This is a genomic window from Pseudomonas sp. ADPe, from assembly GCF_014843515.1.
Taxonomy (GTDB): domain Bacteria; phylum Pseudomonadota; class Gammaproteobacteria; order Pseudomonadales; family Pseudomonadaceae; genus Pseudomonas; species Pseudomonas citronellolis.
Genome location: NZ_CP062122.1, coordinates 6,409,301 through 6,421,420 on the forward strand (window position 1 = coordinate 6,409,301; position 12,120 = coordinate 6,421,420).

General features: G+C 69.6%; 12 protein-coding genes. 11 read left to right on the forward strand and 1 reads right to left on the reverse strand.

All coding sequences use genetic code 11. From position 1 onward, the window contains the following. Position 1: 1 nt before the first annotated feature. The 6 genes from IG194_RS28990 to IG194_RS29015 all read left to right on the forward strand — a co-directional run bounded on the left by IG194_RS28990 (position 2) and on the right by IG194_RS29015 (position 5,279). Positions 2 to 508 (forward strand): nuclear transport factor 2 family protein, encoded by a 507-nt coding sequence (locus IG194_RS28990; RefSeq protein ID WP_058489546.1) that lies wholly within the window; start codon positions 2 to 4, stop codon positions 506 to 508. Then, positions 505 to 1,662 (forward strand): amidase, encoded by a 1,158-nt coding sequence (locus IG194_RS28995; RefSeq protein ID WP_058489547.1) that lies wholly within the window; start codon positions 505 to 507, stop codon positions 1,660 to 1,662. The genes IG194_RS28990 and IG194_RS28995 overlap by 4 nt, the downstream gene beginning before the upstream one ends. A gap of 10 nt (positions 1,663 to 1,672) precedes the next feature. Beyond that, positions 1,673 to 2,956 carry an aromatic ring-hydroxylating oxygenase subunit alpha gene (locus tag IG194_RS29000; RefSeq protein WP_058489548.1) on the forward strand — a complete coding sequence of 428 codons (1,284 nt, stop codon included), beginning with the start codon at positions 1,673 to 1,675 and terminating at the stop codon, positions 2,954 to 2,956. Continuing rightward, positions 2,953 to 3,450, forward strand: coding sequence for an aromatic-ring-hydroxylating dioxygenase subunit beta (locus IG194_RS29005; RefSeq protein WP_043272669.1), 498 nt, complete (start codon positions 2,953 to 2,955; stop codon positions 3,448 to 3,450). Before IG194_RS29000 ends, IG194_RS29005 begins: the two co-directional genes overlap by 4 nt. 10 nt (positions 3,451 to 3,460) lie before the next feature. Next, complete coding sequence (locus IG194_RS29010) at positions 3,461 to 4,201, forward strand: SDR family NAD(P)-dependent oxidoreductase (protein ID WP_058489549.1); 741 nt, start codon at positions 3,461 to 3,463, stop codon at positions 4,199 to 4,201. A 124-nt stretch (positions 4,202 to 4,325) separates the two neighbouring features. Beyond that, on the forward strand, positions 4,326 to 5,279 hold the full coding sequence (locus tag IG194_RS29015; protein ID WP_058489550.1) for a PDR/VanB family oxidoreductase: 954 nt from the start codon (positions 4,326 to 4,328) through the stop codon (positions 5,277 to 5,279). Between the two features lie 326 nt (positions 5,280 to 5,605). On the opposite strand, the gene IG194_RS29020 is transcribed toward IG194_RS29015, so the two are convergent. Beyond that, the gene (locus IG194_RS29020; protein WP_058489551.1) at positions 5,606 to 6,220 is read right to left on the reverse strand and encodes a response regulator transcription factor; all 615 of its coding nucleotides are present in this window, start codon (positions 6,218 to 6,220) and stop codon (positions 5,606 to 5,608) included. Positions 6,221 to 6,458: 238 nt separating this feature from the next. On the opposite strand from IG194_RS29020, the gene hpaC reads away from it, so the two are divergent. From hpaC to IG194_RS29045, 5 genes are all read left to right on the forward strand, one after another. Continuing rightward, positions 6,459 to 6,971 carry a 4-hydroxyphenylacetate 3-monooxygenase, reductase component gene (gene hpaC / locus IG194_RS29025; RefSeq protein WP_058489552.1) on the forward strand — a complete coding sequence of 171 codons (513 nt, stop codon included), beginning with the start codon at positions 6,459 to 6,461 and terminating at the stop codon, positions 6,969 to 6,971. Positions 6,972 to 7,111: 140 nt separating this feature from the next. Next, positions 7,112 to 8,110, forward strand: a complete 999-nt coding sequence (locus tag IG194_RS29030; protein ID WP_043272673.1) for an LLM class flavin-dependent oxidoreductase — start codon at positions 7,112 to 7,114, stop codon at positions 8,108 to 8,110. Between the two features lie 360 nt (positions 8,111 to 8,470). Further along, positions 8,471 to 10,132, forward strand: a complete 1,662-nt coding sequence (locus IG194_RS29035; RefSeq protein WP_058489553.1) for an acyl-CoA synthetase — start codon at positions 8,471 to 8,473, stop codon at positions 10,130 to 10,132. Positions 10,133 to 10,146: 14 nt separating this feature from the next. Continuing rightward, positions 10,147 to 10,917, forward strand: a complete 771-nt coding sequence (locus IG194_RS29040) for a 3-hydroxyacyl-CoA dehydrogenase (RefSeq protein ID WP_058489554.1) — start codon at positions 10,147 to 10,149, stop codon at positions 10,915 to 10,917. Positions 10,918 to 10,931: 14 nt separating this feature from the next. Continuing rightward, entirely contained in the window at positions 10,932 to 12,113 is a 1,182-nt protein-coding gene (locus tag IG194_RS29045; RefSeq protein ID WP_058489555.1) for an acetyl-CoA C-acyltransferase, read from the forward strand. Positions 12,114 to 12,120 lie beyond the last annotated feature (7 nt).

Here is a 12,120-nt window from a genome sequence, read left to right on the forward strand (position 1 = left end):
CATGGGCCAGGCCCTGGAGCAGTTGCAAGCGCGCCTGGCGCGGCTCGAAGGCGAGGCCGCCGTGCGCCGCCTGATGGCCCGCTACATGGACCTCTGCGACGTCCCGCGCGACAGCCTGGCGCTGCAGGCCGAGCTGGCCGAACTGTTCGCCGAGGACGCCGTCTGGGAAGGCCTGGGCGCCCGCGCCGGGCAGAGCTTCGGCCGCCATGAAGGGCGCGCGGCGGTGGCGGCGTTCGTCGCCGGCTACCTGCCGCCGGCCGAGCACTTCGCGCTCAACCTGCACTTCCTCGGCAGCGAGTCGATCGAGGTCGGGGAGGGCGGCGACACCGCGCGCGGCCAGTGGCTGATGCAGCAGCTGTCGACCTATGTCGACGGCCGCAGCGAGCTGTTCGGCACCCGCCTGAACCTGGACTTCCGCCGCGTCGGCGAGGCCTGGCAGATCACCCATTTCCGTACCCGGCGGCTGCTGGCCATGCCGCTGGGCGCACTCGCGGAGGGCGAGGCATGAGCATCTTCGTCAGCGAATTCGTCATTGAATTAGAACCTGGCGGCGCCGGCAAGCGCGTCGCCGTCAAGGACACCATCGACATCGCCGGCCATCCGACGCGCTGCGGCAGCCGCGCATTGGCCGACAGCGCGCCCGCGCAACACCACGCCGAAGTGGTGCAGCGGGTGCTCGACGCCGGCTGGCGCATCGTCGGCAAGACCAACCTGCACGAGCTGGCCTTCGGCGTCACCGGCATCAACGACTGGAGCGGCACGCCGCGCAATCCGCAGGCGCCGGAGCGCGTGCCCGGCGGCTCGTCCAGCGGCTCCGCCGCGGCGGTCGGCGCGGGCCTGGCGGACATCGCCCTGGGCACCGACACCGGCGGTTCGGTGCGGGTGCCGGCGGCTTGCTGCGGCGTGGCCGGGCTCAAGCCGAGCTTCGGCCGCGTCAGCCGCGCGGGCGTACACCCGGAACACAGCAGCCTGGATTGCGTCGGCCCGTTCGCCGCGAACATGGCCGACCTCGTCGCCGCCATGCAGGTGCTCTGCCCCGGCTTCGGCGCCGTGAACCCGCCGGGCGCCAATGCCCGCGTGGCCTTCCTCGAAGTGCCCGCCGACCCGCACATCCAGGCCTGCCTGGGCGCCGCCGCCGACCGCGCCGGCTGGCGCCGGGCGAGCCTCTACCTGGGCGAGTTCGAGGCGGCCTTCGAGGCCGGCCTGGTGGTCATCAACCACGAGAACTGGGCGGCGCTGGGCCAATTCACCGGCAAGGGCCTGCTGGGCGCCGACGTCGAGCAGCGCCTGCTCGCCGCCGGGCGCACCAGCGCCGCGCAACTGGCCGAGGCCGAAGGCGTGCGCGCGAGTTTCACCCGCGCCATCGACTCCGCCCTGGACGATTACGAAATCCTGCTGCTGCCGACCCTGGCCAGCCTGCCGCCGCTGCTCAGCGATGCGCGCAGCGGCAAGAGCGTGGCCGCGCTGACCTCCCTGGTCCGCCCCTTCAACCTCAGCGGCCACCCGGCGCTGAGCGTGCCGGTGGAGCTGGAGCACGGCGGCCTCAAGGTCGGCCTGCAGATCGTCGGCCGCAAGGGCGACGACGAACGCGTCTGTGCCTTCGGCGCGCAGCTGGAACAGGCACTGGCCGCCGAGCGGCCGACGAACAAGAAAATGGCATGAGGAGACACCCATGAGCGCCCCCGAGTACCGGCTGATCGCCAAGACGGGCAGCCCCGAGCAACTGGTCCAGCCCGACCGCGTCGACGTTTCGCTGTACCACGACCCGGCGCTGTTCGAGGCCGAGCTGGAGAAAATCTTCTACCGCACCTGGGTGTGGGTCGCCCACGACAGCGAAGTGCGCAACCCCGGTGACTTCAAGACCACGATGATCGGCCGCCGCCCGGTGATCGTGGTGCGCGACAAGAAGGGCCAGGTCAACGTCCTGGAGAACCGCTGCCGCCACCGTGGCGCCACCGTCTGCGAGAAGCACAAGGGCAACGCCACCGGCTTCACCTGCCCGTACCACAGCTGGTCCTACGGCCTGGACGGCAAGCTGCGCGCGCTGCCGTACCCGGACGGCTACGAGGACATCCTCGACAAGGCCGAGCTGCCGCTGACCAGCCTGCGGGTGGAAAGCTACGCCGGCATGATCTTCGCCAGTTACGACGCCGACATCGAACCGCTGGAAGACTTCCTCGGCGGGGCGAAGCACTGGATGGACCTGTTCATGAAGCAGGGCGCCGGCTTCCCGATCAAGGTCCAGGGCGAACACAAGTTCACCTTCAAGGGCAACTGGAAGATCCAGCTGGAGAACACCACCGACGGCTACCACTTCCCCATCGTGCACAAGTCGTGGATGTCCTCGGTGGACGACGAGACCAGCGAGATGCTCTCGTTCATGACCGACCCGCAGGCGGTGACCCACGCCCTGGGCAACGGCCACAGCGTGATGGTGATGGTGCCCGAGCACGTCGACCTCGACCACGACGACGGCACCGAGCAACTGCAGGAACGCTTCGCCCACGTCACCGAGGAACTGTCCAGGACCATGCCGCCGGAACAGGTGCGCCGCATCGTCCGCTCGCTGCACGGCGCCGGCTTCAACCTCAACCTGTTCCCCAACGTGGCCATGTCCATGTCGTTCTTCCGCGTGTTGCGCCCGGTGTCGGTCACCGAGACGGAAATCCGCCACGTGGCCCTGGGCATGGACGGCGGCCCGGAGATCGCCAACCGCGAGCGCCTGCGCATCCACGAGCACTTCCAGGGCCCGTTCGGCTTCGGCAGCCCGGACGACGCCGAGGCCTGGGACCGCGTGCAGCGCGGCTCCTACGCCGGCCCCGAGGCGCCGATCCTGGTCAACCGCGGGCTTAACCGCGAAGTCGTTGCCGAGAACGGCGACAAGGTTTCCCACGCCACCGACGAAGGCGGCATGCGCGAGGCCTACCAAATGTGGAAAAGGATGATGAGCCAATGAGCAACGACACCCTGAACGGCTTCTCCGGCCCGCTGGCCAAGGCCATTGAATTCATCTGGCGCGAGGCCGAGCTGCTCGACCGCAAGGACTACGCGCAGTGGAGCGGACTGTGGAGCGAGGAGGGCATCTACGTGGTGCCCATCGACGCCGAGGGCGACGACTTCGCCGCCAGCCTCAACTACGCCTTCGACGACGCGCGCATGCGCGCCCTGCGCATCGAGCGCCTGAGCGCCGGCTTCTCGCCCTCGGCGGTGGACTCGGCCAAGACCGTGCGCACGGTGTCGCGCTTCCGCCTGGTGGAGGCTGCCGGCGATCTGGTCGAAGTGCATTCGGCGCAGATCCTCTACGCCTACAAGCGCGGCGTGCACACGCCCTTCGTCGCCGACCTGGAGCACCGCATCCGCTTCGCCGCCGAAGGCCCGCGCCTGGAGCGCAAGGTGGTGCGCCTGATCAACGCCCAGGATGCCCTGGGCGCCATCGGCTTCCTGCTCTGAGGATGCAGCCATGACCCGTACCGCACTCGTCACCGGGGCCTCGCGCGGCCTCGGCGAATGCATCGCCCGGCGCCTGCGCGGCGCCGGCTACCGCGTGGCCCTGGCCGACGTGCGCCTGGGCGACGCCCAGCGCCTGGCCGATGAACTCGACCCCAGCGGTGCCAGCGTGCTGGCGGTGGAGCTGGACGTGCGCGAGAAGGCCGACTTCGAACGCGCCCGCGACCTGCTGCAGGCCAGGTGGGGCGGCTGCGACATCCTGGTGAACAACGCCGGGGTATCCAGGGTCGCCGCGCTGATGGACATCACCCCGGAGGAATTCGACGCCTCGCTGGCGGTGAACCTGCGCGGCACCTTCGTCGCCTGCCAGGTGTTCGGCGCGCACTTCGCCAGCCGTGGCTTCGGCCGCATCGTCAACATCGCCTCGCTGGCCGGGCAGAACGGCGGCACCGCCACCGGCGGCCACTACGCCGCGGCCAAGGGCGGCGTGGCGACGCTGACCAAGGTCTTCGCCCGCGAGCTGGCGCCGGCCGGCGTCACCGTCAACAGCATTTCCCCGGGCCCGCTGGACCTGCCGGTGGTGCGCGAGACGGTGGCCCCGGAGCGCCTGGAACAGATCCTCAAGACCATCCCGGTGGGCCGCCTGGGCGACCCGGACTACGTGGCCGACAGCGTGCTGCTGCTGGTCGCCGACAACGCCAGTTCGGTGACCGGCGCCTGCTGGGACATCAACGGCGGCCTGTTCATGCGCTGAGGTTTACTCAGGACTCCCAGCACACACCGTACAACCCCCTCTCCCTTCAGGGCGGGCCGCGTAGGCGAGGGCCGGGGAGAGGGTGCCGAGCCCATCAATACACCACGCCTTGCAGGTAACAACAATGATGAAGGTAAGAATCCAAAGGATCGTCGACGAAGCCCTGGACATCCGTTCCTTCCGCCTCGTGCGCAGCGACGGCCAGCCATTCGATGCCTACGAGCCGGGCGCCCATGTCGACGTCACCGGCCCCACCGGGGTGACCCGCCAGTACTCCCTGTGCAGCCCGCCGGAAGACCGCGCCGCCTACCTGGTGGCGGTGAAGAAGGAAGCCGCCTCCCGCGGCGGCTCCGCGGCCCTGCACGAGCAGGTGGAAGAGGGCATGGAGCTGGAAATGGGCGCCCCGCGCAACCTGTTCCGCCTGGCCGCGGAAGCCCGCGAGCACGTGATGTTCGCCGCCGGCATCGGCGTGACGCCGCTGCTGAGCATGGCCTACCAGCTCAACGCCCGGGGCGAGCCCTACGTGCTGCACTATTTCGCCCGCTCGCCGGAGCACGCGGCCTTCGTCGAACTGCTGTCCGGCCCGGTGTTCGCCGGCAAGGTGGAGTTCCACTACGGCGTGGAGCCGGCCGACCTCGAAGCCGAGCTGGCCGCCAGCCTGGCACGCGCCCCGGCAGCGGCCCACGTCTACACCTGCGGCCCGGCGCCGTTCATGAACAAGGTGGTGGACGTCGCCAAGCGCAGCCGCAGCGAAGACGCCATCCACCTGGAACACTTCCAGGCCGACCCGGCCGCCAACGCCGTCCCGGCCGGCAGCTTCGAAGTGGAACTGGCCAGCAGCGGCGTGGTACTGCAAGTGCCGGCCGACGCCAGCCTGGTGGACGTGCTCCAGGCCCACGGCTGCGACATAGACACCGAATGCCGCGAAGGCATCTGCGGCACCTGCATAGTGGAAGTGCTGGAAGGCGAGCCGGAGCATCGGGACAACTGCCTGTCGAGCAAGGAGAAGGCTTCGAACAGGCAGATTTGCGCCTGCGTCTCGCGGGCCAGGTCGGCGCGGTTGGTGCTGGACCTCTGACACCTGCTCTTCTCTTCGTAGGAGCAAGCTTGCTCGCGAACGGGAGTCTCCCGGCAGCACTGGTGCCTTGGGTTGACTCCCCCCCTCTCCCCAGCCCTCTCCCTGAAGGGAGAGGGGGCTTGTCCGTGCCGAGAAAGCTGATGGTTTCCGCCGGAAACCGCCGAGGTCGCCGGCTAACGCCAAAACATCAAACCCTGCCCAACGGTCCCCTCTCCCTTCAGGGAGAGGGTTAGGGAGAGGGAGCGAGGCAGGCCGAAAGCACCGTTGTTCCAGGGAGATACGGTTCGCGAGCAAGCTCGCTCCTACAGGAAAGCCCCGAAGCTCCCCTACGGCACCCCCAGGTCCAAAACCTCCCGCACCAGCAGCGCAATGCTGGAAACCCCCATCTTCTCCTTGATCTTGGTGCGGTGCACATCCACCGTCTTCACGCTGATGTTCAGCTCGCGGGCGATCACCTTGCTGGCCTTGCCGTCGATCACCATGCCCAGCACCTCGCGCTCGCGTCCGGTGAGCAGGTCCAGGCGCTGCTGCAGCTGGCGCTTCTGCTCGGCGCCGGCGTGCACCTGCACCGCGGCTTTCAGCGCGGCCTGGATGCGCTCCAGCATCTGCTGCGGGTTGTAGGGCTTCTCGACGAAATCCAGCGCGCCGTTCTTCATCGCCTGCACCGACATGGGAATGTCGCCGTGGGCCGAGACGAAGATGATCGGCAGCGCCGCGCCGCGCTCGTTGAGCATGGCCTGCAGCTGGAAACCGCTGGTTTCCGGCATGCGCACGTCGAGCACGAGGCAGGCGGGGCTGCCGGGGTCGTAGTGGGCGAGGAATTCCTCGGCGCCGGCGAAGCACTGCGCCTGGATGCTGACCGACTCCAGGAGCCAGGCCAGCGAGGTGCGCAGGTCCTTGTCGTCGTCGACGATGTAAACAACGGGTTTGCGGGTATCCATCAGGGCACTGCCACGGTTCTTCTTATTAGGTCTGGCTCGCAGTCTTCGCTGCGGCACGCACGGGCGGGCGCGCTTGCGCCCAGGGGCCAGCATACCCAGGCGGCGCCGGGCTGGCGATAAAGAAACCCCCTAGTCGACTAAAGGCCAGCCACCGCCGCCATGGGATTCGCCTGGATACCGCGCCTGGCCGCGGGGCCGTAGATTGGCAAGCATCGACAACCGGCCACAAGGGCGCGCCATGAACAACCTGAGCCAGACCCAGATCGACTTCCGCAACGCCATGGCGCGGCTGCCCGCCGCGGTGAACATCATCACCAGCGACGGCCCCGGCGGGCGCTGCGGCATCACCGCCAGCGCGGTCTGCTCGGTCACCGACTCGCCGCCCACGGTGCTGGTGTGCATCAACCGCGGCAGCGCCAGCCACGAACCCTTTCGCGCCAACGGCCACCTGTGCATCAACGTGCTGCGCGGCGAGCAAGAGGAACTGGCCCGGCATTTCGCCGGCATGACACAGGTGCCCATGGAGGAACGCTTCGCCTCGGCCCTGTGGGAAGAGGGCTGCGCCGGCGTGCCGGTGCTGCGCGACGCCCTGGTCACCCTGGAAGGGCGCATCAGCGAGTGCAAGGAAGTCGGCTCGCACTCGGTGCTGTTCGTCGAGCTGGAGCGCGCCGCGGTGCGCGAGCAGGGCGACAGCCTGGTGTACTTCAACCGCCTGTTCCACCGCCTGGACGGCGTGTCGGCGGCGGCCTGAGGCCGGGGCAGGGGGCTTTCATCACTGCGCGGCATGATGACTATCGACGCCGACGCGTGGTCATGCGCCAGGCATGTGGTTAGAGTCCGGCTCAAAGCCACGCCCGCGCGCCTGCCGCGCGGGCCCTGACCGGAGCCTCCATGAAGTCCCTGTCCGAAACCGCCTTTTCCATGCTCGATCTGGTGCCCATCCGCGACCAGGGCACCGTCAGCGAGGCGCTGAACAACGCCGTCGAGGTGGCCCGCCACGTCGAACGCCTCGGCTTCACCCGCTACTGGCTGGCCGAGCACCACAACATGGACGGCATCGCCAGCTCGGCGACCGCCGTGCTGATCGGCCACATCGCCGGCAAGACCGCGCGCATCCGCGTCGGCTCCGGCGGGGTGATGCTGCCCAACCACCCGCCGCTGGTGATCGCCGAGCAGTTCGGCACCCTCGCCAGCCTCTACCCGGGGCGCATCGACCTGGGCCTGGGCCGCGCCCCCGGCGCCGACCAGGCGACCATGCGCGCCCTGCGCCGCGACCGCATGCTCGGCGACGGCGAAGACTTCCCCGAGCAGGTCGCCGAGCTGGAAATGCTCCTCGGCCCGCGCCGCCCGCAGCAGAGCCTGCTGGCCATCCCCGGCGAGGGCACGCGGGTGCCGATCTGGCTGCTCGGCTCCAGCCTGTTCAGCGCCCGCCTGGCCGCTGAGAAGGGGCTGCCCTACGCCTTCGCCTCGCACTTCGCGCCGCGCTACTTGCACGACGCGCTGCGCATCTACCGGCAGAACTTCAAGCCCTCGGCCATCCTCGAACAGCCCTACGCGATGATCGGCGTGCCGCTGATCGCCGCGCCCACTGATGAAGAGGCCGAGTACCTGGCGACCACCGCGTTCCAGCGCGTGCTGGCGCTGATCCGCGGCGAAAGCCTCAAGCAGAAGCCGCCGGTGGAGCGCATGGCCGGCCTGTGGTTGCCCCACGAGCAGGAGGCGGTAGGCAACTTCTTCGGCCTGGCGGTGATCGGCGGCCCGGAGAAGGTGCGCAGCCGCCTGGAAATCCTCGTCGAGCAGACCGGGGCGGATGAGATCATCTTCACCAGTGATATCTACGACCATGCCTTGCGCTTGCGTTCGTTGGAGATCGTTGCCGGGTTGCGTTGATTCCAGCGGCGCTTTGGTGTTTGTCGGTTACGTCGGCGCCGGGGGGAATTCCTTTCCCTCACCCCAGCCCTCTCCCAGAGGGAGCCAGTTCGGCGCAAGCTGTGAGTTCCGTGTCCGCCGGCCACTCCAGCGCTGCCGGCGAACCACCATTCTCACCACAGGCACGGACGGCCCCCTCTCCCTCCGGGAGAGGGCTGGGGTGAGGGGGCGGAGCCAACCCCAGGCACCGCTACCCCCGGCTACTCCCCACCCCCGCTGTCCAATCCGCTCATCCACATAAGTCCCTTTCGACATTGCCGCGGCAACCGCCCGGCGCGAACATCCCGCTACTCCCTACAAGAACAAGCCAGGAGTTCCGCGATGCGCCCCTATGCCGCCGCCGCTGCCGAATTCGATTACGCGGCCACCGCCCGAGACACCCTCGCCGGCAGCCTCGACGCCCTCAACGCCTGCGTCGAATGCTGCGACCGCCATGCCTCGTCCGGGCGCGTCGCCCTGTACTGGGAGGGCCGCAACGGCGAGCGCGCCGAATACAGCTTCGCCCAGCTGCAGGCCCTGTCCGCGCAGTTCGCCAACCTGCTGCATGACCTGGGCGTGCGCCCCGGCGACCGCGTCTCCGGCATGCTGCCGCGCACCCCGGAACTGCTGGTCACCATCCTCGGCACCTGGCGCCTGGGCGCGGTCTACCAGCCGCTGTTCACCGCCTTCGGGCCCAAGGCCATCGAGCACCGCCTGGGCATCGCCGGCAGCCGCGTGCTGGTCACCGACGCCGGCAACCGCGCCAAGCTCGACGAAGTGCCCAACGCCCCGCAGATCATCACCGTCAGCGGCGGCCAGGCGATCCCGGCCGGCGACCTGGACTTCAAGCAGGCCCTGGAAAGCCGCTCCGAGCAGTTCGAACCGGTCCTGCGCAACGGCGAAGACCCCTTCCTGCTGATGTTCACCTCCGGCACCACCGGCCTGGCCAAGCCGCTGGCGGTGCCGCTCAAGGCCATCCTGGCGTTCACCGGCTACCTGCGCGACGCCGTCGACCTGCGCCCCGAGGACCGCTTCTGGAACCTGGCCGACCCGGGCTGGGCCTACGGCCTCTACTACGCCGTCACCGGCCCGCTGGCCCTGGGCCACGCCACCACCTTCTACGAAGGCGCCTTCACGGTGGAGAGCACCTGCCGGATCATCCGCCAGTACGGCATCACCAACCTGGCCGGCTCGCCCACCGCCTACCGCATGCTCAAGGCCTCGGCCGCCGAGGTGGAACGCGAACTCAAGGGCCGCCTGCGCGCGGTGAGCAGCGCCGGCGAGGCGCTGACCCCGGAGGTGATCCGCTGGTTCGCCGAGGGCCTGGGGGCGACCATCCACGACCACTACGGGCAGACCGAACTGGGCATGGTCCTGGCCAACCACCATGGGCTGCAGCACCCGGTGCACCTGGGCGCGGCCGGCTACTCCATCCCCGGCCACCGCGTGGTGGTGCTGGGCGAGAACGGCGAGGAACTGCCCGCCGGCCAGCCGGGCATCCTGGCCATGGACCGCAAGCGCTCGCCGCTGATGTGGTTCGCCGGCTACCAGGGCATGGAAACCAAGGCCTTCGTCGGCGACTACTATCTCAGTGGCGATACCGTGGAGCTGAACGCCGACGGCAGCATCAGCTTCGTCGGCCGCTCCGACGACCTCATCACCACCTCCGGCTACCGCGTCGGCCCCTTCGACGTGGAAAGCGCGCTGATCGAGCACCCGGCGGTGATGGAAGCGGCGGTGATCGGCAAGCCCGACCCGGAGCGCACCGAACTGGTCAAGGCCTACGTGGTGCTCTGCCCGCAGCACCAGCCCAGCCCGGAGCTGGCCGAGGAGCTGCAGCAGTACGTGCGCAAGCGCCTGTCGGCCCACAGCTACCCGCGGGAAGTGGAGTTCATCGCCGAACTGCCGAAGACCCCCAGCGGCAAGATCCAGCGCTTCCTCCTGCGCAACCAGGAGATAGCCCGGCAACAAGAGGCGGCCGAACGCGCGGCCGCGCAGCACTGATTCGGAGAGATTCCATGCAGATCAAGGACAAGGTATTCCTCATCACAGGCGGCGGTTCCGGGCTCGGCGCGGCCACCGCGAAAACCCTGGTGGAGGCGGGCGCCCGCGTGCTGCTGGCCGACGTCAACGCCGAGGCCGGCGGCGCCCGCGTGGCCGAGCTGGGCGAAGCCAGTGCGCGCTTCGTGCGCACCGACGTGACCAGCGAGGCCGACGGCCGCGCCGCCGTGGAAGCCGCGCTGGAAAGCTTCGGCGCGCTGCACGGGCTGGCCAACTGCGCCGGCGTGGCGCCGGCCGAAAAAGTCCTCGGGCGCAACGGCCCGCATGGCCTGGAGAGCTTCTCCCGGACCATCAACATCAACCTGGTGGGCAGCTTCAACATGCTGCGCCTGGCCGCCGAGGCCATGGCCCGCAACGAGCCGGATGCCGGCGGCGAGCGCGGCGTCATCGTCAACACCGCCTCGGTGGCGGCCTTCGACGGGCAGATCGGCCAGGCCGCCTACGCGGCGTCCAAGGCCGGGGTGGTCGGCATGACCTTGCCCATCGCCCGCGAACTGGCGCGCCACGGCATCCGCGTGATGACCATCGCCCCCGGCATCTTCGAAACGCCGATGATGGCCGGCATGCCCCAGGAAGTCCGCGACGCCCTCGGCGCCAGCGTGCCTTTCCCGCCGCGCCTGGGCCGCCCCGACGAATTCGCCGCGCTGGTCCGCCACATCGTCGAGAACAGCATGCTCAACGGCGAGGTGATCCGCCTCGACGGCGCCATCCGCATGGCCGCCAAGTGACAGGAGTAACGAAAATGAACGATCCCGTAGTCATCGTCAGCGCCGTCCGCACGCCCATGGGCGGCTTCCTCGGCGACTTCAAGGACACCAGCGCCGCCACCCTCGGCGCCGCCGCCGTGCGCGCCGCCATCGAGCGCGCGCAGCTGGGCGCCGACCAGATCGACGAAGCCATCCTCGGCTGCGTGCTTTCCGCCGGCCAGGGCCAGGCCCCGGCGCGCCAGGCGGTGCTCGGCGCCGGGCTGGACCGCGGCACGCCCTGTACCACCATCAACAAGATGTGCGGCTCGGGCATGAAGGCCGTGATGCAGGGCCACGACGCGCTGCTGGCCGGCAGCGCCGGCGTGGTGCTGGCCGGCGGCATGGAGAGCATGTCCAACGCGCCCTACCTGCTGGAGCGCGCCCGCACGGGCTACCGCATGGGCCACGGCAAGGTGCTCGACCACATGTTCCTCGACGGCCTCGAGGACGCCTACGACAGGGGCCGGCTGATGGGCACCTTCGCCGAGGACTGCGCGCAGGGCTACGGCTTCACCCGCCAGCAGCAGGACGACTACGCCATCGCCTCGCTGACCCGCGCCCAGCAGGCCATGCGCGACGGCCGCTTCGCCGCCGAGATCGTCCCGGTGACGGTCAAGGCCGGCAAGGAAACCCGCGAGATCGCTCAGGACGAGCAGCCGCCGAAGGCCAGGCTGGACAAGATCCCGACGCTGAAACCGGCATTCCGCGAGGGCGGCACCGTCACCGCGGCCAACTCCAGCTCCATCTCCGACGGCGCCGCCGCGCTGGTGCTGATGCGCCTGTCCGAGGCCGAGAAACGCGGCCTGGCGCCGCTGGCGGCGATCCGCGCGCATTCCTCCTATGCCGCTGCGCCGAACCTGTTCCCCACCGCGCCGGTGGGCGCCATCCAGCGCCTGCTGCAGCGCAGCGGCTGGGGCCTGGGCGAGGTGGACCTGTTCGAGGTCAACGAAGCCTTCGCCGTGGTGGCCATGGCCGCCATGCGCGAGCTGGACATCCCCCACGCCAAGCTCAACGTCCACGGCGGCGCCTGCGCCCTGGGCCACCCGATCGGCGCCTCGGCGGCGCGCATCCTGGTGACCCTGCTCTCGGCGCTGCAGCAGTACGACCTGAAACGCGGCATCGCCTCGGTGTGCATCGGCGGCGGCGAAGCCACGGCCATCGCCGTCGAGCGCCTGTAAGGAGCGA